This is a genomic window from Rhodococcus sp. 11-3 (genome assembly GCF_023704055.1).
GTDB lineage: Bacteria > Actinomycetota > Actinomycetes > Mycobacteriales > Mycobacteriaceae > Rhodococcus > Rhodococcus aetherivorans.
This window is the reverse complement of record NZ_CP080406.1, coordinates 5,000,409-5,022,816: the sequence shown is the minus strand read 5'-3', so window position 1 is coordinate 5,022,816 and position 22,408 is coordinate 5,000,409. Positions and strand designations below refer to the sequence as shown.

Below are 22,408 nucleotides of genomic sequence, written 5' to 3'. Positions count from 1 at the left end.
GACATCATGACCACCACACTCGACAACCCGAAAGCACTGCTCGACCTGGTCGGGCACGAACTCGGCCGCACCGACTGGCGCGAGATCACCCAGGAGCAGGTGAACCGGTTCGCCGACGCCACCGGCGACCACCAGTGGATCCACACCGACCCCGACCGGGCGGTGGCCGGACCGTTCGGCACCACCATCGCGCACGGCTACCTCACCCTGTCGCTGACGCCGATCGTGCTCGCCGAGGTACTCGCCATCGACCACCTCGGGATGGCAGTGAACTACGGGGTGAACAAGGTCCGATTCCCCGCGCCGGTCCCGGTCGGAGCCGAACTGCGCGCCACCGTCACCCTCACCGCCGCAGTGGAGAAACCCGCCGGCATCGAGGCCGTGTTCACCCTCACCTACGAGATCCGGGGCGGGACGCGGCCGGTGTGCGTCGCCGAGGTCGTCGTCGTCTACCGATGACCGGAGACGCTCGCACCACGCAGCGCACCCTCACCGTGGGCCGGCAACGCATCCGGGTCCACATCCGGCGCGGGTCGGGGGTGCCGCTGGTGCTGTGCAACGGGATCGGCGCCGGGCTCGAGGTGCTCGACCCGTTCGTCGCCGCCCTCGACCCGGCCACCACGATCGTCCGGTTCGACGTCCCCGGCGCCGGCGGGTCGCGGACCTCGTTCGCGCCCTACGGGTTCGGCTACCTCGCGCGGCTGCTGGGACGGGTCCTCGACCGGCTCGGTATCGGCATGGTGGACGTACTCGGCCTGTCGTGGGGCGGCGCGCTGGCCCAGCAGTTCGCCTTCCAGAACCCGCGCCGGTGCCGGCGACTCGTGCTCGTCGCCACCGCCACCGGCGCGCTCATGGTGCCCGGACATCCCCGGGTGCTCGCCAAGATGCTCACCGGTCGCCGGTTCACCGACCCCGATCACACCGCAGCGATCGCCGGCCAGATCTACGGCGGCACCGCGAGAAACCAGGGCAGCGACATCGCCGCCCTCTTCGACACCCAGACCCACGCCGGATCGACGATCGGTTACCTGCACCAGCTGCTCGCCGGCGCCGTGTGGACCAGCCTGCCGATGCTTCCCCTCATCCGCCAACCCACCCTGATCGTCGCCGGCACCGACGACCCCATCGTTCCGATCGTCAACGCCCACATCCTGCACCGACTCCTACCCCACGCCACCCTGTACCTGCACAACGGCGGACATATCGAACCGATCACCAACGCCGGCAGACTCGCCCCCGTGATCGACGCCTTCCTCCACGAACCCGAACAACGACGATGACGATCACCCACGACCGCCGACGCACGCACTCGCGGCCGCCGCCCGCGCGGGGGACCGTCCCCGCGCTGCCGAACAGCCGTCGGTGCGACACGGCGTACGTGATCATCGGTGTCCCCCGGCGGCGATTTCGATCGGCGCCATCCGGGGCGTGTCTCACCGCCCGATCGAGCGTATCTTGAGGTGACATAGGTGTTCTCTCCGGGGCGAGAGGTGGGGCCGGACATGAAGCCGTTGGCCCGCTACGCCGCGATCACAGGGTACGCCGACCTGTGCGCGTCGCTGGGCACGGATCCGACGCCACTGCTGCGCAGCGTCGGGCTCGATCCCGCCGGGTTGGGGCTGCCGGACCGGTGGATCCCCGCCGTCGCGATCGCTCGCCTGCTGGAACGCTCGGCCGCCGCGACCCGCTGCCCCGACTTCGCGCTGCGGCTCGTCGAGCGTCGGCGCTTTGCCAGCCTCGGCCCGGTGAGCCTGGTCATCCGGGAGGAACCCGACGTCCGCAGTGCGCTGAAGTTCCTGATGCGCTATCAGCACATGTACAACGAGGCTTTGCGGCTGCGGTTGGTCGAGGCAGAGGACGTGGCGACGATCCGGGTGGGGCTCGAGCTGGGCGAACCCGCCGACACCCGGCAGGCCACGGAACTGGCGATGGGGGTACTGCACGGGCTGTTACGCGATTTCCGCGGCGGCCGCTGGCAGCCCCTGGCGGTCTGCTTCACCCATTTCGCCCCCGAGGACACCAGCGCCCACCTCGAGGCGTTCGGCCCGATGGTCAAGTTCGACCAGGAGTTCTCCGGAATTGTCCTCTACACAAGCGATCTCGACGCTCCCAACGCCATGTCGGGTCCCTCGATCGGCCCGTATGCGCGCCAATTCCTCGACACCATCGACACCCGGCCCGAGGCGACGCCCGTCACCCGGGTCCGCGAGCTGATCGAACTGCTGCTGCCCACCGGGCGATGCTCGGTCGAGCAGGTCGCCCGCAGCCTCGGGGTCGACCGGCGCACCGTACACCGCCATCTCGCCGAGGCGGGGCAGAACTACACCGCGGTGCTCACCGCCACCCGCGTGGACCTGGCCGAACACCTCGTCGCCGGCCGCCGCTACTCGCTCACCGAGGTCGCCGATCTGCTCGGCTTCTCCTCGGCAAGCAACTTCTCCCGCTGGTTCAGCAACGAATTCGACTGCAGCCCAAGGCAATGGCGCGCCCAACACCGGACGGACACCGCCGTGCAGGCCGGGAACGCGCTGGTATGACACCGGCATCCGCGCGAACGCGGTGTCCCATATCGAATACACCGTGTCCCGATAGGGACAGTATGCCCTGCCGAATCCGGATACCGTGAGGTGCGTCGCAATTCAGGCCCTGCGGGGAGGTCCCCAGCCGGGTCGGTGACCGTGGCCCGTTCGATCGCGGCGACGTTGATCCCGGCGAGCCGGTCACCGCGAAGTGTCCGTAATGCACCGACGTGGAACAGATCTCGGTCACCCACCGAGCCTGACGGACCCGACCCCACGTCGAATACCTCGACCGGGCCGGGATGCCGGGCCGACATGACGAAGAAGGAGAGTGTGCAGCGTGCTGGATGCTACCGCGGCCGCGGAGTCCGACCGCAGGGATCCCGACCACGACACGTCGGGCGGAGCGGATACGCGGCCGGCTGCGGGGGTGGGGACCGGCCAGGCCGAGTCGGGCGGCCGAGGCGGAGACGGGCGCAGCGGCGGCCGCGGCACCCGGCTCAACGGGAAGGTCGCGCTCGAACGGGCGCGTGCATCGCTGCCCGGATTGGTGTTGTCTGCCGCCGCGGCGGCGGTGGCAGTTGTCGCGGCACGCGTGCTGGGTGGGATCAGCCCTCTGCTGATCGCGATCCTGCTCGGCGCGGTGGTCGCGAATCTGGGAACGCTGCCGGCGGTCTTCGAACCGGGTGTGACCGTCGCCTCGCGGCGGCTGCTCCGTATCGGAGTCGCGCTGCTGGGTCTGCAACTGCTGCTGCCGAACGTGCTGGCACTGGGGTGGGGGACGCTCGCGGTGGTCACTGCCGTGGTCGGGCTGGGCATCGCCGGGTCGATGGCGCTCGGAAAGTTGCTCGGGATCGGCTGGACGCAACGGCTCCTGATCGCGTGCAGTTTCTCGATCTGCGGTGCCGCGGCCGCGGCTGCGGTCGACGGCGTGGTGAACGCACGTAAGCGGGAACTGGTGACCACCATCGCGCTGGTCGTCGTCTTCGGCACCGTGATGATTCCGGCTCTTCCCGCGGCTGCGGCCGCCCTGGGTCTGGACTCGACACAGGCGGGAATGTGGGCCGGCGCGGCGATTCACGAGGTGGCGCAGGTGGTCGCGGCCGGCGGCGCGCTCGACGCGGGGTCGTCGGCCGCGGCGGTGGGCGGCGGTGCCCTGGCCATTGCAGTGACGGTCAAGCTGGCCCGGGTGGCGCTGCTGGCGCCGGTGGTCGCGTGGATCGGGGTGGCGTCACGACGCCGCACCGCCACGCCCACGCAGACGCGGCGACCGCCCTTGGTGCCGCTGTTCCTGGTCGGATTCCTCGCCTGCGTGGCGCTGCGGGCCACCGGTGTTCTCGGACCGGGGTGGCTCGACGCCGCGCGACTGACCCAGACCGCGCTGCTCACCGCCGCGATGTTCGCGCTCGGCACCGGGGTCCGGCTGTCCGTGTTGCGCGGTGTCGGGTGGCGGCCCTTCGCTCTCGCCGCCGCCTCGACGATCATCGTCGCCGCGACCGCGCTCACCGGGGTGCTGCTGGTCGGCTAGCCGGTATGTGGGCGCCGACCCGCCGACGACGAAGGCCCCGGCTGCGCGATGCGCGGGCCGGGGCCTTCGGGAGAGCCGATGACGGGAATCGAACCCGCGTATTCAGCTTGGGAAGCTGATGTTCTACCATTGAACTACATCGGCACGCTGGGCTTTTGCCGATTTCTCGGCTCCGTCCACGCTCGTCGCACACTGTAGCAGACTCCGCACGGACGACGTCACATCCACCCCGGAGCGTTCCGTTTCGAGGGGGAGGTTGTTGCGGCAAACGCCGAGTGGAGGCCTCCGGAACCACCCCCTCGTCGCCGGAACCTCCCGCTCGCACCCGCCGCGACAGCGGCGCGTCGCACCCGCACACTGGGAGCATGAAGGCCACGGGGGAGCGGTCCGAGGCGTCCGAGCTGGCTCGGCTGCTGCTGGACGAGGTGGGCGCGGCGACCGGGGGCGTGCAGGCGATGCACCGCAGCATCTCCGACCGGGTGTTCGGGGCGGTCGCACTGGGCGTCGGGACGCCGGCGCTCGCGGTGAAGGCCGCGCACGACGCGATCGCCGACGGGGTCTATTCCGCGATCAGGGGTGCCGCCGCGGCGACGGGGAAGCTGGCCGCGCTCGGGCTCGCGGAGTCCACCGGCGACCGGTTGCCGTCGGAGAGCGTCCGCGGGGCGATGACGATCGCCGCGGTCGAGGGCCTCATCGGCGACGTCCTCGAGGCCGAGGGCTCACCGCTGGCGCTGCCGATGTCGGTGCGGGTGGACAGCCGGGCCGTGCCACTCACGACCGAGGGCCTCGCCCGCGCGTTCCCGCACGCGACGGGCCGCGTGGTGGTGTTCGTCCACGGTCTGATGGAGACCGAGACGACGTGGCGGTTCGGCGGCCGCCGCACCTACGGCGAACGACTCGTCGACGATCTCGGCTGCACGTCCGTGTTCGTCCGCTACAACACGGGCCGGCGCATCTCCGCGAACGGTCGGGAGCTGTCGGCGCTGCTCGACGCGCTCGTGCGGGCGTGGCCGCGCAAGGTCGAGCAGCTCGCGTTGATCGGCCATTCCATGGGTGGGCTCGTCGCGCGCAGCGCCTGCTTCTACGGCACCGAGACCGATGCGGCGTGGACTCATCGTGTGCGCCATGTCGTTTCGCTCGGATCCCCGCATCTGGGGGCGCCGCTCGAGCAGGCGGTGCACTACGCGAGCGCCGCGCTCGTCGCAGTCCCGGAGCTGCGGCCGTTCGGGACGCTGCTGCGACGGCGCAGCGCCGGCATCCGCGACCTGAACCAGGGCGCCGTGGTGGACGAGGACTGGTCCGGTCGCGGCATCGACGACCTGCGCCGCGCCGTGTGCCGGGAGGTGCCCCTGCTCGACGGGGCGATGCACTGCTTCGTGTCGGCGACCCTGACGCGCAGCCCGGCTCATCCGCTGGGGCGGTTGCTCGGGGACGGACTCGTCCTGGTGCCGAGCGCGTCGGGGCACGGCCGGACCCGGCGCATCGGCTTCCGCATGGAGGACGGCATGCACCGGGCGCCGGCGCACCATCTGACGCTGCTCAACGACGACGAGGTCTACCGGCAGCTGCTGATGTGGCTGCGTACCGGCCCCGGAGGGGCTAGACCAGCGGACGGCCCGTCCGGATCCGCCGGCGCAGATCGGCCATGAGCAGCCGGTAGGGGGCTTCGCGCAGCGCCACCGGGAGCCGCGAGTTGACCGCCCCGAGGGTGCGCATGAGCCGGTCGAAGCGGCGCTGGTCGCGCGGGCTCCACGGCAGCCGCATCCGGTCGCGGAACATCGGCGGCAGGAAGCCGGCGGTGAGGAACAGGTTGAGCCGGCCGAACAGCAGCGACATCGGGCGGGGCAGGAACCGCATGGCGGCGATGGCGTAGAGATGGTCGCGCACGACGTCGTCGATGTCGACCTTGGCGAGCGCTTCGTTCCAGTACTCCTCGAACGCCTCGCGGTCGATCGGCCACATGTCGGGCTCGACCTGCAGGGTGGTGCCGAAGGTGGCGCCCTTGCGGTAGTACCACTCGACGGCCTCGGCCGGGATCGGTCCGTAGAGCGCGTGGTGCACGTCCTCGAAGCCGCGGTAGATGCACGCGGCCACCCACAGCTGCAGTTCGGGGTCGAAGGCGTTGTATTCGACCGGGCTCGCCTCGGTGGAGCGGACGTGGCGGTGGGCGGTGTTGACGGCGCGCCGGAAGAGTTGCTTCTCCTCGTCGGTGCCGGTGGCCGCGACCGCCAGGTAGGTGAGGGTGGTGCGGGTGCGTTTGATCGGATGGTCGAACAGCCGGCCGGAGGCGACACGGCTCTCGACGACGCCGTAGCCGACGCCGGGGTGGGACAGCTGCATGATGACGTTCGCCGCGCCGGCCATGAGGCCGAGGCCGTCCATGACGTCGTCGAACTCGGCAGGCTTCTCGAGGGTGGTCACGAGGTCGATCCCTTCGTCCGTCCTATATGTGAACACGACTGTAGTCACATATATGATCGGGGTAAAGAGCTCTCCTGAGAAGATGGACGGATGGTGACAGGACGGCTCTACGGGGGACGCGGGGGAGAACAGCGGCAGGCGGAACGGCGGGCGCAGCTCATCGAGGCCGGGCTCGACATCCTCGGCGGACCCGACGGCGATCACACCCTGTCCGTCCGCGGCGTGTGCAAGCGCACCGGCCTGGCCTCACGCTACTTCTACGAAAACTTCCCCGACCGCGACGAACTCACCGTCGCCGTGTACGACCACGTGATCCAGCGGATCGCCGAGAGCACCCTGCGCGCGGTCACGGAGGCACCGCGCGACGAACGGTCGGTGGTCCGGGCCGGCGTGGAGAACATCGTCCGCGAGGTCGCCGAGGACCCGCGCATGGGCCGGCTGATCTTCTCCGTCAGCCAGGCCAACCCCCAGCTGGTGAGCCGGCGACTCGAGTCGTCGCGCATGTTCGCCGGGCTGGTGACGGCGCAGGCGGTGGACTTCTTCGAGGTGAGCTCGACGCCCCGGCTCGACCTCGCGGCGCACTTCGTCGTCGGCGGCCTCGCACAGGTGCTCACGGCGTGGCTCGAGGGCGACAGCCCGCTGAGCCAGGACGAGGTGATCGAGGCCTGCACCGATTTTCTGCTCACGATGTCGTCGCAGGCCCGCTGACGCGACCGGCGGCGACGGACATCCGGCGCGGCTGACAACCTCGAGCGCTCTCGGAGTCGCCCTGTGCGAGTTGTTAGCCTCTACCTCGTGCTGCTCTCCGATCGCGACATCCGCGCCGAGGTCGCCTCCGGGCGTCTCGGCATCGACCCCTTCGATGCGGCGATGGTGCAGCCGTCGAGCGTGGACGTACGGCTCGACAGCCTGTTCCGCGTCTTCAACAACACCCGCTACACGCACATCGACCCCGCGCAGCGCCAGGACGAGCTCACCTCGCTGGTGCAGGCCCCGCCCGGGGAGCCGTTCGTGCTGCACCCGGGCGAGTTCGTACTCGGCTCGACGATGGAGACGTGCAGCCTGCCCGACGACCTCGCCGGCCGGCTCGAGGGCAAGTCGTCGCTCGGCCGCCTCGGGCTGCTGACCCACTCCACGGCGGGGTTCATCGACCCGGGCTTCAGCGGGCACATCACCCTCGAGCTCTCCAACGTCGCCAACCTGCCGATCACGCTGTGGCCGGGGATGAAGATCGGGCAGTTGTGCCTGTTCCGGCTGACCAGCCCGGCCGAGCACCCCTACGGCAGCGCCGCCGTCGGGTCGAAGTACCAGGGCCAGCGCGGCCCGACGCCGTCGAAGGCGTATCTCAACTTCGTGCGCGAACACCCCGACGCCCGCCCGAGCTGACCGGGCGGTTGTCGCGTCGAAGGGGCGGTTGCTGCGCCGGCCTCTCGGCGTTCGCCGCAACAGGCGCCCCCTCGACACGAGATCCTCCCGTCCAGCCGCCACTTCACAGTCCGGACCGCGATTTCCTGCCAGCGTTCGCACGGTGCCCGGCATAGTGTGAACGGGACAGGGGAGCCGGGTGCGTCCGTCCCGCGAACAGTTCGTCGATGCGGCACTGCGGTGCAGGAGGAGGCGGCCATGTACGGGTGCGAACGGATCGTCCCGGGCGGCGGACGCGGCCTCGGGGGTGTGCGATGACCGCAGCCCCGCATCCGGACGTCGCCGACCTCGTCCTCGCCGGCGGCGGGGTGAAGGGCATCGGCCTCGCCGGTGCCGTCGTGGCTCTGGCCGACGCCGGATACCGGCTCAACCGGGTGTCGGGCACGTCCGCGGGGGCGGTGGTCGGCGCCATCGTCGCGGCCGGATCGAAGGCCGGATGGACGGGCGAGCAGATGCGCGACGCCGTCTTCGGGATCAAGTACCGCAAGTTCCTCGACCCGGGTCCCGTCGAACGGATTCCCCTGCTGGGTCCCGCATTCGGGGTGCTCCGGGGGTCGGGGATCTACCAGGGCGACTACGCGCACGCCTGGATCCGGGACACGCTGAAGGACCTGGGCGTCAGCACCTTCGGGGATCTGCGGATGGAGGACGACGACATCCCGGAGGAGCGACGGTACCGGCTGGTGGTCACCGTCACGGACATCACGCGGGGCCTGCTGGTCCGGCTGCCGTGGGACTACCGGTCGGTCTACGGCCTCGATCCCGACGAGCAGTCGGTGGCCGACGCGGTGCGCGCGTCCATGTCGATCCCGTTCTATTTCCGGCCCGCGACGCTCACCGCCACGTCCGGGTTGACGTCGACACTGGTCGACGGCGGGCTGCTGTCGAACTTCCCGATCGACTCGCTCGACCGGATCGACACCGAGCAACCCCGCTGGCCCACCTTCGGCGTCACCGTGCTGCCGAACCTGCCCGCCGACAACGACAAGGTCCTCCCACCGCTGCGGCTGCTGCGTCCGTTCTCGGCCCTCGGCGACTCCCCGGAGCTGATCGAGGGCATCGTCACCACCGTGCTCGTCGGCCGCGACCAGGCCCACCTCAACCAGCCGTGGGTCAGCGCCCGCACGATCCGGGTCGACTCGACCGAGGTGGGGGTCCTCGACTTCCACCTCGACAAGTCCGAGATCGAGGCACAGTTCGCCAAGGGGTACGAGGCGGCGCAGGGGTTCCTGTCGACCTGGAACTGGGTGGAGTACGTCAAGCGCTACCGTTCCCACGGAAAGAGATGGTGATCCCATGACGGCGCCCGCAGACAGGATCGAATCACTCTTCGCTGCAACGAAGATCGGCGCCCTCGTCACGCTGAAGCGGGACGGGCGGCCGCAGCTCTCCAACATCGTGTACCACTACGACCCCGGCGCCCGGACGTTCTCGGTCTCCATCACCGACGGGCGGGCCAAGACCGCGAACATGCGCCGCGACCCGCGCGTGAGCCTGTATGTCAGCGCCGCCGACGGCTGGGCGTACGCGGTCGCGGAGGGCACCGCCGAACTGTCGCCCGTCGCGAAGGACCCGCACGACGACACCGTCGAGGAACTCGTCGCCCTGTATCGGGCGGTGCAGGGCGAACACCCGGACTGGGACGAGTTCCGGGACGCGATGGTCGCCGACCGCCGGCTCGTGCTGACGATGCGGGTCGAACGGTTCTACGGGATGGCCGGACCGACCGGCTGATCCGGACGAAGGGGGGGAAGGCGATGCCGCGTGCGTCGACAACAGAATTCGCAGCCTCCACTGCGGGGAAGCAGTTCCTCCGCGCCTACGATGCCGTGCTCGCGAAGTGGCCGGCGGACGTCGGCGCAGTGACGGTCGAATCGGAATTCGGCACAACGCATATCAACGTCTGCGGCCGCGAGGACGCGCCGCCGGTCCTCCTGCTGCCCGGAGGGGGAGCGACGTCGACGGTGTGGTTCGCCAACGCCGCCGCGCTCGCCACCCGGTACCGGGTCCTGGCGGTGGATCCGATCGGTGACGTGGGACGGAGTGTCGCGCACGGAAAGCCGATGCGCAGCGTGGACGATCTGCTGTCGTGGCTCGACGGCATCGCGGCGACGCTCGGCCTGTCCTCGTTCCGGCTGGCCGGCCACTCGTACGGGGCGATGATCGCGCTCGCCTACGCGCTCGAACGCCCCGAGCGGATCTCGAACATGGTGTTGCTCGATCCGAATTCGTGCTTCGCCGGGATGCGCGCACAGTACCTCGCCCGCGCGATCCCCCTGCTGCTCCGGCCGAGCGACCACCGCCAGCGCAGCTTCCTCGCGTGGGAGACCGGCGGCCGGCCCCTCGACGCGGACTGGCTGAACCTCGCCGCCCAGGGCGCCGAGCACTTCCCGACGGCGAAGCTGGTCGTCCCGAAACGCCCCGCACGTCCCACCCTCGCCGGGCTCGCGGTCGACACGACGGTGATTCTCGCGGCCGGCAGCAAGATCCACGACAGCGCGCGGGTGGCGGCCGCGGTCGCGGCGACGAGCTCGCGGCTGCGGCCGGTGATCGTCGAGGGAGCAACGCACCACACGATGCCCATGGTCCCGGCCGCGGAGGTGAATTCCACCCTTCTCGGCGCGCTCGGCTGACCACCTGTTCCCGCACGGTCTCGTTCAGTGGGAACGGCGATGTGCGGCATGTCACAAGCCCCTACGTTCGGTCGGTAACAGGCCGTGCGCATCGACGTCCGTCCTGAAATCGACTGTGCGCGCGAGCGCTTCGAGGAAGGGGCGAGATGCCGGTCGCAACGGGCAGGTTTTCCATCCGGCGGTGGACGGCCGCCCTCGGGACGTGCGCGGTGCTGGTGGCCGCGTGCGGCTCCGAGGTGTCCGAGCACTCGGGTGTCACCGACCCGACGATCCCCCTGCGCTACGCGACGGTCTTCGGCGCGTCCTCCTTCGACCCGCACAAGACCAAGATCACCAGTGACGCCACGATGCTCAACCTGGTCTACGACCGGCTCGTGCACCGCGACGTCGACGCGCAACCCGTCCCCGGCCTGGCCGAATCGTGGGAGCTGACGGACGAGTCCCTCACCCTGCATCTGCGCGAGGGGGTGAGCTTCGCCGACGGTTCCCCCGTGGACGCGGCCGCCGTCCGGGCCAACCTGAACCGCGCCCTCGAACCGGACTCGGTGACCGCACCGATGCTCGCCGGGGTCACCGGCATCACGACCCCCGACGATCGCACCGTCGTGCTCGCGCTGGACCGGCCCGGCGCCCAGCTCGTCCTCGCGCTGTCCGACCTGGCCGGGATGATCGTCGACCCCGACGCATTCGGAACCCCGGAGAAGAACGCCGCGCTGGCGCTCACCCCGGCCGGTGCCGGCCGCTACACGGTCACCCGCGCGCAGCCGGGCGCCGAGTACGAGTTCGCCGCGCGGCCCGGCTACTGGGATCCCGACGCGGTCCGCACCGACAGCGTGGTGTGGACCGTGATGACCGATCCGCAGGCCCGGCTCAACGCCGTGTCCTCCGGAGACCTGGACGCCGCCATCACCACGCCACTGACCATCGATGCCGCCGAGCAGCAGGGCCTTCGGGTCGAGACGGCGCTGCGGCTCGACCACATGGCCATCAACCTCAACCGGTCGCGTGGGGAGTTCGGCAAGCCGGAGGTGCGGCAGGCGCTGGCGTACGCGATCGACCGGCAGTCCATCGCCGACACCGCGATGGAGGGCCACGCCGAGGCCGCGACGCAGAACTTCCCGAAGGACTACTTCGCCTACGAGCCCGACCTGGCCGGAGCCTACCCGTACGACCCCGACAGGGCGCGGGAGCTCCTGGCACAGGCGGGACTGCCGAACGGGTTCTCCTTCACTGCGATCCTGCTCAACCTGCCCGAGAACGTGCAGGTGGCCCAGATCGTGCAGCAACAGCTCGCCGAGGTCGGCATCGACATGCAGTTGAAGCCGATGCCGCCGTCCGAAGCCTCCCCGACGTTCAACCGCGGGGACGCCGACGCCGTCGTCACCACCTTCACCGGCCGGTCCGATCCCGCCCTGCTGTTCTCCTCGCTGTACGGGGCGGAGTCTCGGCAGAACCCGTCCCGCAGCACGGCCCCCGGATTCCAGGAGGCCTTGGATGCGGCCAACCGCGAGTCCGATCCGCAGGCGCGCGCCGGCAAGCTCGGCGACGTGTCGAAGCTGGTCAGCGACAACGCGCTCGCGATCCCGCTGGTGTTCTTCGAGCTCGGCTCCACCCTGACCGATCAGGTCGTGGGCTACGAACCCACCCTGCTCGTCGACGAGTGGCGCGGCGTCGGCGTCACCGCCCCGTGAACCCCTCGACGACCCGAACCCCCCGAGGAATCTGATGTTTCACAGATCGATGAAGGCCGCCCTGTCCGTGCTCGCCGTCGCCGTCGCGGTGGCCGGGTGCGGCAGTTCCGCGGCGACGGACGCCGCGCAGACCGTCGACCCGAACGCGACGTTGCGCTATGCCACCACCTACGGTGCGTCGTCGTTCGACCCGCACAAGACGAGGATCACCAGCGACTCGATCATGCTCAACCTGGTCTACGACCGGTTGGTGCACCGTGATCGGGACGCGAATCCGATTCCCGGGCTGGCCGAATCGTGGGAGTTCGCCGACGACGGGTCCACCCTGACGCTGCGCCTGCGGCAGGACGTGACGTTCTCCGACGGCACCCCGTTCGACGCCTCCGCGGTGGTGGCCAACCTCGAACGGGCGATGCAGCCCGACTCGATCACCGCCGCCATGCTCGCCGGCGTCGCCGCCGTCGAGGCCCCCGACCCGCAGACCGTGGTCCTGCGACTCGACGGCCCGGGCGGGCAACTCGTGCTCACCCTCTCCGATCTGCCCGGAATGATGGTCAACCCCAACGCGTTCGGCACCCCCGACAAGGACGCCGCCCTGGTGCTGACCCCCGCCGGCACCGGACGCTACACCGTCGCGCACGCACAGCCCGGTGCGCAGTACGAGTTCGTCGCCCGGGACGGCTACTGGGATCCGGAGGCGGTGCAGGCCCGCGCCTTCGAGTGGATCGTGATGACCGATCCGCAGACCCGGGTGAGCGCGGTGGCCTCCGGTCAGCTCGACGCCGCGATCGCCACCCCGCTGTCCGTCGACCCGGCCGAACAACAGGGCCTCGAGTCGCACGTGCAGACCACCCTCAACAACTACGTGCTCAACCTCAACCGGACCCGCAGCGAGTTCGGGAACCTCGAAGTGCGGCAGGCACTCGCCCACGCCGTCGACCGGGAGGCCGTCGTCGAGACCGCACTCGAAGGTCACGGCGAGGCCGCCAGCCAGAACTTCCCCTCCGGGTACTTCGCGCACAACGCCGCCCTCGACGGCCAGTACGCGTTCGACCCCGAACGCGCGAAGGCCCTGCTCGCACAGGCCGGTGTGCCGAACGGATTCTCGTTCGTCGCCGGCGCGTCGAACCTGCCGGAGAACCAGCTCATCGCGCAGATCATGCAGGAACAGCTGGCGCGGGTGGGGATCACGATGGAGATCCGGTCGATGACGCCGACCGACCTCAATCCCGCATTCAACCGCGGCGAGCTCGACGCCATCCTCACCACCCTGACCGGTCGCGCCGAACCGTCGCTGCTGCTGACCTCGTACTACGGGCAGGACTCGCCGCAGAACCCGTCGCACGACGATATCCCCGGCTTCCGGGCGGCGATGGAAGCAGCCAACCGGGCCACCGATCCCGGCGAACGTGCCGCCCTGCTCGGGGAGGTGAACGCGGTGGTGATGGATCACGCCGCGATGTTGCCCGTCGCGTTCGCCGATTTGGGTGCGATCACCTCCGGCACCGTCGTCGGCTACGAGCCGAGCCGGGTGCTCGACGAGTGGCGCGGCGTCGGGGTGGCCGCGCCGTAACACCCGTCTTCCTCCCACCCCGCGTCCCGTCTCCATCCCACGCCGAGAATCGGAGAACATCATGGCCCGTCGTACGAGACTCGCCCTGGGCGCCGCGCTGGCCGTCGCGCTCCTCGCCGGGTGCGGGTCCGCCGGCACCGCGACGTCGGACGCCGTCGATCCCCAGGCGACGCTGCGGTACGCCACCACCTACGGGGCGTCGTCCTTCGATCCGCACAAGACCCGGGTCGCGCAGGACAACATCATGCTGACCCAGGTGTACGACCGGCTGGTGCACCGCGACCGGGACGCGAACCCGATTCCGGGACTGGCCGAGTCGTGGGAGTTCTCCGACGACGGCCGCACCCTCACCTTCCACCTGCGGGAGGGACTGCAGTTCCAGGACGGCACCCCGCTGGACGCACAGGCGGTCAAGGCCAACCTCGAACGCGCCCAGGAGCCGGACTCGATCACCACGACGATGCTCGCTCCGGTCGAGGCGATCGAGACCCCCGACCCCACCACGGTGGTGCTGCGGTTGACCGGACCCGGCACACAACTCGTCCTGACCCTGTCCGATCTGCCCGGAATGATGGTCAGCCCGAATGCGTTCGGCACGCCGGAGAAGGACGCCGCCCTGGTGCTGCGACCCGTCGGCGCCGGCCGGTACATCGTCGCCGACGCCCAGCCCGGCGCATCGTACGACTTCGTGGCCTGGGACGGCTACTGGGATCCGGAGTCGGTGACCGCCGGACGCTTCGAGTGGGAGGTCGTCACCGACCCACAGACCCGCATCAACGCGATGGCGTCGGGCGAACTCGACATCGCGATGGCCACGCCGCTCTCGATCGACCCCGCCGCCGCACAGGGCCTGGACTCGCAGGTGCAGACCAGCCTGAACCACTACGTCCTGCACTTCAACCGCACCCGAAGCGAATTCGGGAATGTCGACGTGCGCCGGGCGCTGAGCACCGCGATCGACCGGCAGGCTCTTGTCGACTCGGCCCTCGAAGGTCACGGCGAGGCGGCCAGCCAGAACTTCCCGCAGGGCTACTTCGCCTACAACCCGGAACTGGCCGACCGCTACGCCTACGAGGAGCGGGCCGCCCGCGAGACGCTCGCGGCCGCCGGCCTGCCCGACGGGTTCACGTTCACCGCCGGGGTGATGAACCTGCCCGAGAACGAGCGGATCGCGCAGATCGTCCAGCAGCAGCTCGACGCGATCGGGGTCACCATGCAGATCCGCCTGCTCAGCCCGGCCGAGATGTCACCGGTCTTCAACCGGGGGGAGCTCGACGCCGTGCTCACCACCTTCTCCGGACGCGCCGATCCGTCGCTGCTGCTGGCCACCTACTTCGCCCCGGATTCGCCGCAGAACCCGTCGCACGACGTCACTCCCGGCTTCGCGGAGGCCCTGGCCGCCGCGAACGCCGAACCGGACCAGCAGACCCGGGGACGGCTCATCGGCGACGTCTCCGCCACGGTCGTGGACCAGGCACTGATGATCCCCCTGGCCTTCGCCGACCTCGGCGCCACCCTCACCGACCGGGTCGTCGGATACCAGCCGTACCGCGCATTGGACGAATGGGGAGGGATCGGCCTCACGGCCGCCGAATGACCGCTGCGGCAGCGCCCCGAGCGACACCTCGAGAGATGTAAAGGACCGGCAGGATGCTTCGATTGATCGGCCAACGGCTGCTCGCGGTGCTACCGCTGCTGCTGATCGCCACCGCCATCACGTTCGGCCTGATATTCCTGATCCCGGGCGATCCCGCCCATCGGATCGCCGGGGAGAGCGCGACACCGCAGCAGATCGAGGCGGTGCGCGTGGATCTCGGCCTCGATCAGCCCGTCGTCGTGCAGTATCTCGACTTCCTCGGCGGTCTGGCGCGAGGTGACCTGGGGACGAGCTTCACCTATCAGGCCCCCGTGCTCGAGATGATCGTCGACCGGCTGCCGGTGACCGTGTCGTTGACCCTCGTGTCGGTGCTGGTCGCGCTGGCAGTGGGTATTCCGGCCGGCATCATCGGCGGCAGCCGCCCCGGCAGCTGGCAGGACCGGACCACCAGCCTCGGGTCCACGCTGGGCGTCGCGACACCGAACTTCGTGCTCGGTCTCATCCTGGTGCTGGTGTTCTCCCTGCAGTTGAAGGCACTCCCCGCGACCGGGTACACACCGCTCGCAAAGGGGCTGTGGCCGTGGCTCAGCCACCTGCTGCTCCCGGCGATCGCGCTGGGACTGGCTGCCGCGGCCGAGATCGCCCGCCAGTTGCGCAGTTCCATGATCGACGTGATGCAGCAGGACTACGTCCGCACCGCCACGGCCAAGGGGCTCGGGCGACGTGCCGTCCTGTGGAAGCACGCCCTCAAGAATGCGTTCATCCCCACCGCGACGGTGCTCGGCATGCAGATCGCCTTCCTGCTCGGCGGCACGGCGGTCATCGAGTCGGTGTTCGGGCTCAAGGGACTCGGGGACTTCGCCGTGCAGGCGGTGCTGTCCGGCGACCTGCCCGCCATCCAGGGCGTGGTGATCTTCGGTGTCTTCGCGACGGTCGTGATGAGCCTGCTCGTCGACATCTCGTACGGCTACCTCAACCCCCGGACCAGGAGCGCCGCATGAGCGAAACCATCACGCCGCCGAAGACCGTCGAGGATGCGTCCCCGGTTGTCGTCGAATCCCCGCGCCGCCGGTTCCTGCGCCGGTTCCGTGGCCGCCGCGCAGCCGTCGCGGCGGCCGTGTTCCTGACGCTGATCACGGTGCTGGGTCTCGCCGCGCCGCTGATCGCGCCGCACGATCCGCTGGTGCAGGAACTGACGGCGCGCCGGCTGCCGCCGCTGAGCGAGGGCTATCTGCTCGGCACGGACAACCTCGGCCGGGACACGCTGTCGCGGTTGCTCTACGGCGCGCGGGTCGCCGTCTCGGCCGCGGCGATCTCGGTGTCGGTGGGGCTGGCGTTCGGCGTGATCCCCGCGCTGACGGCGGGGTTTCTCGGCGGCCGCTGGGACGCGCTGCTGTCCCGGATCGCCGACGCCTTCCTCAGCTTCCCGCCGCTGCTGCTGGCGATGGCGATCGTCGGCGTCATGGGGCCGAATCTCACCAACGCGATGATTGCCATCGGAATCGTCTTCGGGCCCAGGTTCTTCCGCGTGGTGCGCGGCGCGGTGATCGCGGTGCGGGAGAACACCTTCGTCGAGGCGTCCCGCAGCATCGGCACCCCGACCGCGTGGATCGTGCGCAAGCACATTCTTCCGCACACCCTGTCCCCGCTGATCGTGCAGGTCAGTCTCGCCTGCGGCTTCGCCATGCTCGCCGAATCCTCGCTGAGTTTCCTCGGCCTCGGGGTCCAGCCGCCCGACCCGAGTTGGGGGCGGATGCTCGCCGAGGGACGCGAGGCCTGGAACTACACCGCCTGGCCCGTCCTGATTCCCGCCGTCGCCATCGTCCTTGCCGTGCTGGCCTGCAACACCCTCGGTGACGGCATCCGCGATTCGGTGGGCCGCGAGAACCGGAGCGAACGATGATCGAACCACTGCTGAGTGTCCACGGCCTCGGCGTCGAGTTCGCCACCGCGTCCGGCTGGACGCCGGTCCTGCAGGACGTGTCCTTCGACGTCGCGGCCGGCGAACTGGTCGGGCTGGTCGGGGAGTCGGGCTCCGGCAAGTCCGTCACGTGTTCCTCGGTGCTGCGGCTGCTGCCGCCCCGGCAGTCCCGAACGGTCGCCGGCAGCATCCGGTTCCAGGGACGGGACCTGCTGACCATGCCTGCTCGCGAACTGGAGTCCGTGCGCGGAAACGACATCGCCATGATCTTTCAGGAGCCGATGACCAGCCTGAACCCGGTGTTCACGGTCGGTGACCAGATCACCGAGGTGGTGCGCCGGCACCGCCGCATGAGCCGGAAGGACGCCACGGCCCGGGCCGTGGAGGTACTCGACCTCGTCGGAATCCCGAATGCCGCACGCCGGGTCCGGCAGTATCCGCACGAGTTCTCCGGGGGCATGAGGCAGCGGGTGATGATCGCGATGGCCCTGGCGTGCGAGCCGAAACTGCTCGTCGCCGACGAACCCACCACCGCGCTCGACGTCACCATCCAGGCACAGGTGCTCGATCTGATCCGCGAGATGGCCGGACGATTCGGCATGGGGGTGCTGTTCGTGACCCACGACCTCGGCGTGGTCGCCGACCTGTGCACGGAGGTGGTGGTGATGTATGCGGGACAGGTGATCGAACGGGCCCGCACCGAGGCGCTCTACGCGGCGCCCCGGCATCCGTACACCGAGGGCCTGCTGCGATCGGTGCCCGACATCGGCGGCCGGACGGACCTGCACACCATCCCCGGCTCACCACCGCCGCCCGGCTCGATCCCCGTCGGCTGCCGGTTCGCACCGCGCTGCGCGCACCGGGCCGACGAGTGCGCGGTCGACGTGCCGCTGCGGCCGGTCGGCGACGACCGCGTATCGCGCTGCGCGCGGGTGACCGATCTGATCCTGGAGGGAACCTCATGACTGTGGACGTCGTCGAATCGGCCGCGAGCGCACCGCTGCTCAGCGTGCGGGGCCTGCGGGTCGAGTTCCCCGTCCGGGGCCGGATGTCGCGTAAGAAGCGGACGATCCGCGCGGTGGACGGGGTCGGCTTCGACATCCGGCCCGGCGAGACCTTCGCCCTGGTCGGGGAATCCGGATCCGGAAAATCCACCACCGCCCGCGGCATCCTGCGGCTGGTCGACGTCGCCGCCGGCTCGGTGGTCCTCGACGGCGTCGACCTCACCACGCTGAACCGGTCGGAACTGCGGGATGCGCGGCGCAACATGCAGATGGTGTTCCAGGACCCGTACTCCTCGCTGGATCCGTCGCGCACGGTCGGGGACGCCATCGCCGAACCGCTCGAGGTGCACACCGACCTGGACGCCGAGGCTCGGCGTCGGAAGGTGCGCCGCCTGCTCGAACAGGTGGGGTTGCGGCCTGAGCACGCCGAGCGCTACCCCTACGAGTTCTCCGGCGGCCAGCGTCAGCGCATCGCCATCGCCCGGGCCATCGCGGTGGAGCCGAGGCTGGTGATCGCCGACGAGGCGGTGAGTGCCCTCGACGTGTCCACCCAGAACCAGGTCATCGCGCTGCTCGAGGAGTTGTCCGCCGAGTTGGGCATCGCATATCTGTTCATCGCCCACGACCTGGCCGTGGTCCGGCACATCGCCCACACCACGGCGGTGATGTACCTGGGCCGGATCGTGGAGTGGGGGCCGTCGGAACGGCTGTTCACCGAGCCCGCCCATCCGTACACGCAGGCGCTGCTGTCCGCGGTGCCCGTCCCGGACCCCGTGCGGCAACGCACCCGCGTACGGATCCGGCTCGACGGCGAGCTGCCCGACCCGGCGAATCCCCCGGCCGGATGTGCGTTCAGCTCCCGCTGCCCGCAGGTGATGCCGGTGTGCCGGGAACGCCGACCGGAGACCACCGAGGTGCCCGGCGGCGGGCAGGTGGCCTGCCACCTCGCGTGACGCGTTCGCCGGTGCGACGATCACGCGGCCGGCGAACCCCGGAACTCTCTTCCTCCACCTCGATCCAGCCGGTTCAGTGGAACGTGCCGACGTGCTCTGCCTGGTGCAGCGCCCAGGCGGCGTTGACCAGTCCGATGTGGCTGAACGCCTGGGGGAAATTGCCCAGCTGTTCCCCGGTGGCGGAGTCGATCTCCTCGGCGAGCAATCCCACGTCGTTGACGTAGCCCACCGCGCGTTCGAAGACCTCGGCACCTTCGTCGGTGCGACCGGCCAGGGCGAGGGCCTGGGCGAGCCAGAAGGTGCACAGCAGGAAGGTCCCCTCCTGGCCCTCGAGGCCGTCCACCCCCGCCGTGGTGTGGTAGCGGTGAACCAGGCCGCGGGCGTCGGTGAGCCGCTCGCGGACGGCATCGATCGTGGACAGCACCCGCGGGTCGTCCGGGGGAAGGAAACCGACGATCGGCAGCAGCAAGGCGGTGGCGTCGAGGTTCGATGCGCCGAAGGACTGCGTGAACGAACCGAGGGCCTCGTTCCACCCCTGCGTGAGCACCGCATCTCGGATCTCCTGGGCAGCGGCCGTCCATGCCTCGACATGGCCGTCGGCGTGGAGCCAGTCGGCCAGGGCGACAGCACGGTCGAGGGCCACCCAGCACATGACCTTGGAGTGCACGAAGTGCCGCGGCTCGCCGCGGACCTCCCAGATGCCGTTGTCGGGTTGGCGCCAGCGTGCCGCGGCGGCGTCGGCGAGGCCCACCAGGAAGTTTCGAGTCGGACTGTCGAGCGAGCCGACCTGGTCACGGAGCTGGGCGGCGGCGTCGAGCAATTCGCCGTAGGTGTCGAGCTGGGGCTGGGTCCAGGCACCGTTCCCCACTCGGACGGGCTTGCTGCCACGCCAGCCGGAGAGGTGCGGAAGGGTCCGCTCCGACAGGTCGTGCTCCCCGCCGATGCCGAACATGATCTGGAGGGGGCGGTTGGTGTAGGAGCAGGCAGCGGCAGTGGCCATGAAATCGAAGAACTCGTGTGCCTCGTCCGGACAGGCAGCGACCCACAACGCTTGCATGGTCATGCTGGCGTCGCGCACCCAGGAGTAGCGATAGTCCCAGTTGCGCGCACCGCCGACCTGCTCTGGAAGCGAGGTGGTGACTGCCGCCACGATCGCGCCGGTGGGCTGGTAGCTCAAGGCCTGCAGCACCCGTCCCGAGTGGTGGACCAGGTCGCGCGCGCGGCCCTGGTAGGCCTGGTGCTGCGCCGACCAGTCCTGCCAGCCGGTCGTCGTGTCGTCGACCGCTGCCCTGACGGCGGCTCCGGGATGCACCGGCGGGACGGGTGCGCCGAGTGCCGCGTGCTGCAGCGCGAAGTACGCGCTCTCCCCGGCGTGCAGGTCGAACTGGGCCCGGGCTGCGCCGCCGCCGACCTCGAGGGGCACCGTGCTCGACAGGGTCAACCGGCTCGCCCCACCGGCGGCCGTGATCCCGCCGTCGACGGCGGTCAGTACCGGCGCGACGAGACCGTACTCCGGACGAGGCCGGAACAGCAGCTCCGCGCTGACGCTGCCGCGGGTGCAGCTGACGGTCCGGGCCAGCATGTGCGGCGCATGCTCCCCCAGGCGATGGGGGTCCTGCGCATCCCCGAGGATCAGGGCATCGCGCAGCTCGAGGGTCCCTCCGCCGGTATGGAAGAGCGTGCGAAGAACCATGCTGCCCTCGACGTACTCGCGCCGAACCCGGAATTCGCCGGCCGGCCGGATCGACCAGTGCCCGGCGTTGTCGTCGAGGATCGCGGCGAAGATCGAGGGGCTGTCGAAGCGGGGCATACACAGCCAGTCGATCGAACCGTCGGACGACACCAGTGCGGCCGAGTGCCGATCCGAGAGCAGTGCGTAGTCGCCGATGGGCAGCGAACTCATGCCGGTGCCGGCCCGGTCGTCGCCGTCGGTGCGTCGCGGGTCTCCCGGTCGGCGGGGTCACCGGCTGCGAGGGCGGTGTCCACCACGATCTCCGAGTGCAGCGTCCGGTGCACCGGACAGCGGTCGGCGATGTCGAGCAGACGCTGCCGCTGTTGCTCGTCGAGAACACCGGCGAGGTGGATCACGCGTTCGATCTTGTCGAGCCGCCCGGTCCGGGTCTCGCAGTCCTCGCAGTCCGCGGCGTGGATCCGGCTGTGACGCAGGGAAACCGTCACGTTCTCCAGGGGCCATTGCTTGCGGTCGGCGTACATGCGCAGCGTCATCGACGTGCAGGCGCCGAGGGAGGCGAGCAGCAGGTCGTACGGCGAAGGCCCGGTGTCGTCGCCCACCGGTGTGGGCTCATCGGCGGTGATCAGGTGCCGGCCGAGGGTGATGCGCTGCCCGAACCGGGTGGCTCCGTTCCCGGTGACCTCGACGACGCCTTCGGCCGAGGCCGGCGCGGTGGGCGCCTGGGCCGCAGTGTTCTCGTCGAGGTACCTGCTCGCCCATGTCGCCAGCAGCGAGGCGGCGAACCGGGCGTCGGACTGCCGGGAGAGCAGGTGGTCGGCGCCGTCGAGGGAGAGGAAGGACTTGGGGTGGCGGGCGGCCGCGAAGATCTGTCGGGCGTTGTCGATGCCGACCGTGTCGTCGGTGGGGGAGTGCATCACCAGCAGTGCGGTACCGGGCCGGTGGATCCGCTCGGTCCCGGCCGGGGCACCGATCGTGATCACGGCTCGCGTCTCGGGCACGTGCTCGCTCGCCGCGAGGACGGCCGTGCCGCCGCGGGAGTGGCCGATCAGGATGCTGGGAGCGGCATGGTGGGTACGCAGGAAATCCGCCGCACGCACGAGGTCGGCGACATCGGGACCGGAGGTGGTGCCGGCACAGTCCCCGCCGGACCCACCGCGACCGGCGAAGTCGAAGCGCAGGACGGCGATGTCGTGCTCGGTGAGGACCTCCGAGATCCGCGCCGCCGCCGGTACGTCCTCGCTGGAGGGGAAGCAGTGCGCGAACAGTGCGAACGCGCGCGGCGTGCCCTCCGGCAGGTCCAGCCGGCCCGCCAGTTCCGTAGCGCCGGAGCCGGCGAAGTGGAGTCTCTCGCTATGCATGCTGCCGCTCCCTTTCACCCTCTCGCCCGAGGCTATCTCGTCCTCGGGAAACCCGGTGAGAACCGCGGAAGATCCGCACCCGCAGGGGTGAT

General features: G+C 70.2%; 20 protein-coding genes and 1 tRNA gene. 17 read left to right on the top strand and 4 right to left on the bottom strand.

Features of this window, described 5'->3' with window-relative positions; translation table 11 throughout:
• The first annotated feature begins 6 nt into the window (after nucleotides 1-6).
• The 4 genes from KZJ41_RS23100 to KZJ41_RS23085 all read left to right on the top strand — a co-directional run bounded on the left by KZJ41_RS23100 (nucleotide 7) and on the right by KZJ41_RS23085 (nucleotide 4,047).
• Nucleotides 7-459: a MaoC family dehydratase gene (locus KZJ41_RS23100; RefSeq protein ID WP_006937051.1), complete on the top strand. Its 453-nt coding sequence runs from the start codon at nucleotides 7-9 to the stop codon at nucleotides 457-459.
• The gene (gene phaZ / locus KZJ41_RS23095; protein ID WP_251549672.1) at nucleotides 456-1,280 is read left to right on the top strand and encodes a poly(3-hydroxyalkanoate) depolymerase; all 825 of its coding nucleotides are present in this window, start codon (nucleotides 456-458) and stop codon (nucleotides 1,278-1,280) included. Before KZJ41_RS23100 ends, phaZ begins: the two co-directional genes overlap by 4 nt.
• Before the next feature lie 222 nt (nucleotides 1,281-1,502).
• Nucleotides 1,503-2,537: an AraC family transcriptional regulator gene (locus tag KZJ41_RS23090; RefSeq protein WP_006947579.1), complete on the top strand. Its 1,035-nt coding sequence runs from the start codon at nucleotides 1,503-1,505 to the stop codon at nucleotides 2,535-2,537.
• Nucleotides 2,538-2,850: 313 nt separating this feature from the next.
• A complete protein-coding gene (locus KZJ41_RS23085; RefSeq protein ID WP_373566449.1) occupies nucleotides 2,851-4,047 on the top strand; it encodes a YeiH family protein in 1,197 nt (398 codons plus the stop codon).
• Nucleotides 4,048-4,120: 73 nt separating this feature from the next.
• On the opposite strand, the gene KZJ41_RS23080 is transcribed toward KZJ41_RS23085, so the two are convergent.
• Nucleotides 4,121-4,191, bottom strand: a tRNA-Gly gene (locus tag KZJ41_RS23080).
• Nucleotides 4,192-4,412: 221 nt separating this feature from the next.
• Between KZJ41_RS23080 and KZJ41_RS23075 the strand changes: the two genes are divergently transcribed.
• Nucleotides 4,413-5,696 (top strand): triacylglycerol lipase, encoded by a 1,284-nt coding sequence (locus KZJ41_RS23075; RefSeq protein WP_006947581.1) that lies wholly within the window; start codon nucleotides 4,413-4,415, stop codon nucleotides 5,694-5,696.
• Here KZJ41_RS23075 and KZJ41_RS23070 read toward each other — a convergent pair.
• Nucleotides 5,647-6,468 (bottom strand): oxygenase MpaB family protein, encoded by an 822-nt coding sequence (locus tag KZJ41_RS23070; protein ID WP_006947582.1) that lies wholly within the window; start codon nucleotides 6,466-6,468, stop codon nucleotides 5,647-5,649. The two genes, KZJ41_RS23075 and KZJ41_RS23070, sit on opposite strands and share 50 nt — an antisense overlap.
• Before the next feature lie 90 nt (nucleotides 6,469-6,558).
• Here KZJ41_RS23070 and KZJ41_RS23065 point away from each other — a divergent pair, with 90 nt between their 5' ends.
• From KZJ41_RS23065 to KZJ41_RS23010, 12 genes are all read left to right on the top strand, one after another.
• Complete coding sequence (locus KZJ41_RS23065) at nucleotides 6,559-7,176, top strand: TetR/AcrR family transcriptional regulator (RefSeq protein WP_006947584.1); 618 nt, start codon at nucleotides 6,559-6,561, stop codon at nucleotides 7,174-7,176.
• An 87-nt stretch (nucleotides 7,177-7,263) separates the two neighbouring features.
• The gene (dcd, locus tag KZJ41_RS23060) at nucleotides 7,264-7,854 is read left to right on the top strand and encodes a dCTP deaminase (RefSeq protein ID WP_006947585.1); all 591 of its coding nucleotides are present in this window, start codon (nucleotides 7,264-7,266) and stop codon (nucleotides 7,852-7,854) included.
• 293 nt (nucleotides 7,855-8,147) lie between these two features.
• Nucleotides 8,148-9,185: a patatin-like phospholipase family protein gene (locus tag KZJ41_RS23055; protein ID WP_006947586.1), complete on the top strand. Its 1,038-nt coding sequence runs from the start codon at nucleotides 8,148-8,150 to the stop codon at nucleotides 9,183-9,185.
• 4 nt (nucleotides 9,186-9,189) lie between these two features.
• Entirely contained in the window at nucleotides 9,190-9,627 is a 438-nt protein-coding gene (locus tag KZJ41_RS23050; protein WP_006947587.1) for a PPOX class F420-dependent oxidoreductase, read from the top strand.
• A 23-nt stretch (nucleotides 9,628-9,650) separates the two neighbouring features.
• Entirely contained in the window at nucleotides 9,651-10,526 is an 876-nt protein-coding gene (locus KZJ41_RS23045; RefSeq protein WP_044476609.1) for an alpha/beta fold hydrolase, read from the top strand.
• A gap of 146 nt (nucleotides 10,527-10,672) precedes the next feature.
• Nucleotides 10,673-12,217 carry an ABC transporter substrate-binding protein gene (locus KZJ41_RS23040; protein ID WP_006947590.1) on the top strand — a complete coding sequence of 515 codons (1,545 nt, stop codon included), beginning with the start codon at nucleotides 10,673-10,675 and terminating at the stop codon, nucleotides 12,215-12,217.
• Between the two features lie 49 nt (nucleotides 12,218-12,266).
• The gene (locus KZJ41_RS23035) at nucleotides 12,267-13,790 is read left to right on the top strand and encodes an ABC transporter substrate-binding protein (protein ID WP_037201145.1); all 1,524 of its coding nucleotides are present in this window, start codon (nucleotides 12,267-12,269) and stop codon (nucleotides 13,788-13,790) included.
• Nucleotides 13,791-13,851: 61 nt separating this feature from the next.
• Nucleotides 13,852-15,387 (top strand): ABC transporter substrate-binding protein, encoded by a 1,536-nt coding sequence (locus KZJ41_RS23030; RefSeq protein WP_006945902.1) that lies wholly within the window; start codon nucleotides 13,852-13,854, stop codon nucleotides 15,385-15,387.
• 53 nt (nucleotides 15,388-15,440) lie between these two features.
• Complete coding sequence (locus KZJ41_RS23025) at nucleotides 15,441-16,388, top strand: ABC transporter permease (RefSeq protein WP_006945898.1); 948 nt, start codon at nucleotides 15,441-15,443, stop codon at nucleotides 16,386-16,388.
• Entirely contained in the window at nucleotides 16,385-17,290 is a 906-nt protein-coding gene (locus KZJ41_RS23020; protein ID WP_006945896.1) for an ABC transporter permease, read from the top strand. The genes KZJ41_RS23025 and KZJ41_RS23020 overlap by 4 nt, the downstream gene beginning before the upstream one ends.
• Nucleotides 17,287-18,273: an ABC transporter ATP-binding protein gene (locus KZJ41_RS23015; protein WP_006945892.1), complete on the top strand. Its 987-nt coding sequence runs from the start codon at nucleotides 17,287-17,289 to the stop codon at nucleotides 18,271-18,273. The genes KZJ41_RS23020 and KZJ41_RS23015 overlap by 4 nt, the downstream gene beginning before the upstream one ends.
• Nucleotides 18,270-19,265, top strand: a complete 996-nt coding sequence (locus tag KZJ41_RS23010) for an ABC transporter ATP-binding protein (RefSeq protein WP_037201143.1) — start codon at nucleotides 18,270-18,272, stop codon at nucleotides 19,263-19,265. The genes KZJ41_RS23015 and KZJ41_RS23010 overlap by 4 nt, the downstream gene beginning before the upstream one ends.
• Nucleotides 19,266-19,338: 73 nt before the next feature.
• Here the strand turns inward: KZJ41_RS23010 and KZJ41_RS23005 are convergent, their stop codons facing one another.
• Nucleotides 19,339-21,168 (bottom strand): glycoside hydrolase family 15 protein, encoded by a 1,830-nt coding sequence (locus tag KZJ41_RS23005; protein WP_029545792.1) that lies wholly within the window; start codon nucleotides 21,166-21,168, stop codon nucleotides 19,339-19,341.
• A complete protein-coding gene (locus tag KZJ41_RS23000) occupies nucleotides 21,165-22,316 on the bottom strand; it encodes a bifunctional alpha/beta hydrolase/OsmC family protein (protein ID WP_006945888.1) in 1,152 nt (383 codons plus the stop codon). Before KZJ41_RS23000 ends, KZJ41_RS23005 begins: the two co-directional genes overlap by 4 nt.
• Nucleotides 22,317-22,408 lie beyond the last annotated feature (92 nt).

Coding starts and splice junctions, on each gene's coding strand:
- KZJ41_RS23100 (WP_006937051.1), top strand. CDS start 7: ATGACCACCACACTCGACAACCCGAAAGCACTGCTCGACCTGGTCGGG.
- phaZ (WP_251549672.1), top strand. CDS start 456: ATGACCGGAGACGCTCGCACCACGCAGCGCACCCTCACCGTGGGCCGG.
- KZJ41_RS23090 (WP_006947579.1), top strand. CDS start 1,503: ATGAAGCCGTTGGCCCGCTACGCCGCGATCACAGGGTACGCCGACCTG.
- KZJ41_RS23075 (WP_006947581.1), top strand. CDS start 4,413: ATGAAGGCCACGGGGGAGCGGTCCGAGGCGTCCGAGCTGGCTCGGCTG.
- KZJ41_RS23065 (WP_006947584.1), top strand. CDS start 6,559: ATGGTGACAGGACGGCTCTACGGGGGACGCGGGGGAGAACAGCGGCAG.
- KZJ41_RS23055 (WP_006947586.1), top strand. CDS start 8,148: ATGACCGCAGCCCCGCATCCGGACGTCGCCGACCTCGTCCTCGCCGGC.
- KZJ41_RS23050 (WP_006947587.1), top strand. CDS start 9,190: ATGACGGCGCCCGCAGACAGGATCGAATCACTCTTCGCTGCAACGAAG.
- KZJ41_RS23045 (WP_044476609.1), top strand. CDS start 9,651: ATGCCGCGTGCGTCGACAACAGAATTCGCAGCCTCCACTGCGGGGAAG.
- KZJ41_RS23040 (WP_006947590.1), top strand. CDS start 10,673: ATGCCGGTCGCAACGGGCAGGTTTTCCATCCGGCGGTGGACGGCCGCC.
- KZJ41_RS23035 (WP_037201145.1), top strand. CDS start 12,267: ATGAAGGCCGCCCTGTCCGTGCTCGCCGTCGCCGTCGCGGTGGCCGGG.
- KZJ41_RS23030 (WP_006945902.1), top strand. CDS start 13,852: ATGGCCCGTCGTACGAGACTCGCCCTGGGCGCCGCGCTGGCCGTCGCG.
- KZJ41_RS23025 (WP_006945898.1), top strand. CDS start 15,441: ATGCTTCGATTGATCGGCCAACGGCTGCTCGCGGTGCTACCGCTGCTG.
- KZJ41_RS23020 (WP_006945896.1), top strand. CDS start 16,385: ATGAGCGAAACCATCACGCCGCCGAAGACCGTCGAGGATGCGTCCCCG.
- KZJ41_RS23015 (WP_006945892.1), top strand. CDS start 17,287: ATGATCGAACCACTGCTGAGTGTCCACGGCCTCGGCGTCGAGTTCGCC.
- KZJ41_RS23010 (WP_037201143.1), top strand. CDS start 18,270: ATGACTGTGGACGTCGTCGAATCGGCCGCGAGCGCACCGCTGCTCAGC.
- KZJ41_RS23005 (WP_029545792.1), bottom strand. CDS start 21,168: ATGAGTTCGCTGCCCATCGGCGACTACGCACTGCTCTCGGATCGGCAC.
- KZJ41_RS23000 (WP_006945888.1), bottom strand. CDS start 22,316: ATGCATAGCGAGAGACTCCACTTCGCCGGCTCCGGCGCTACGGAACTG.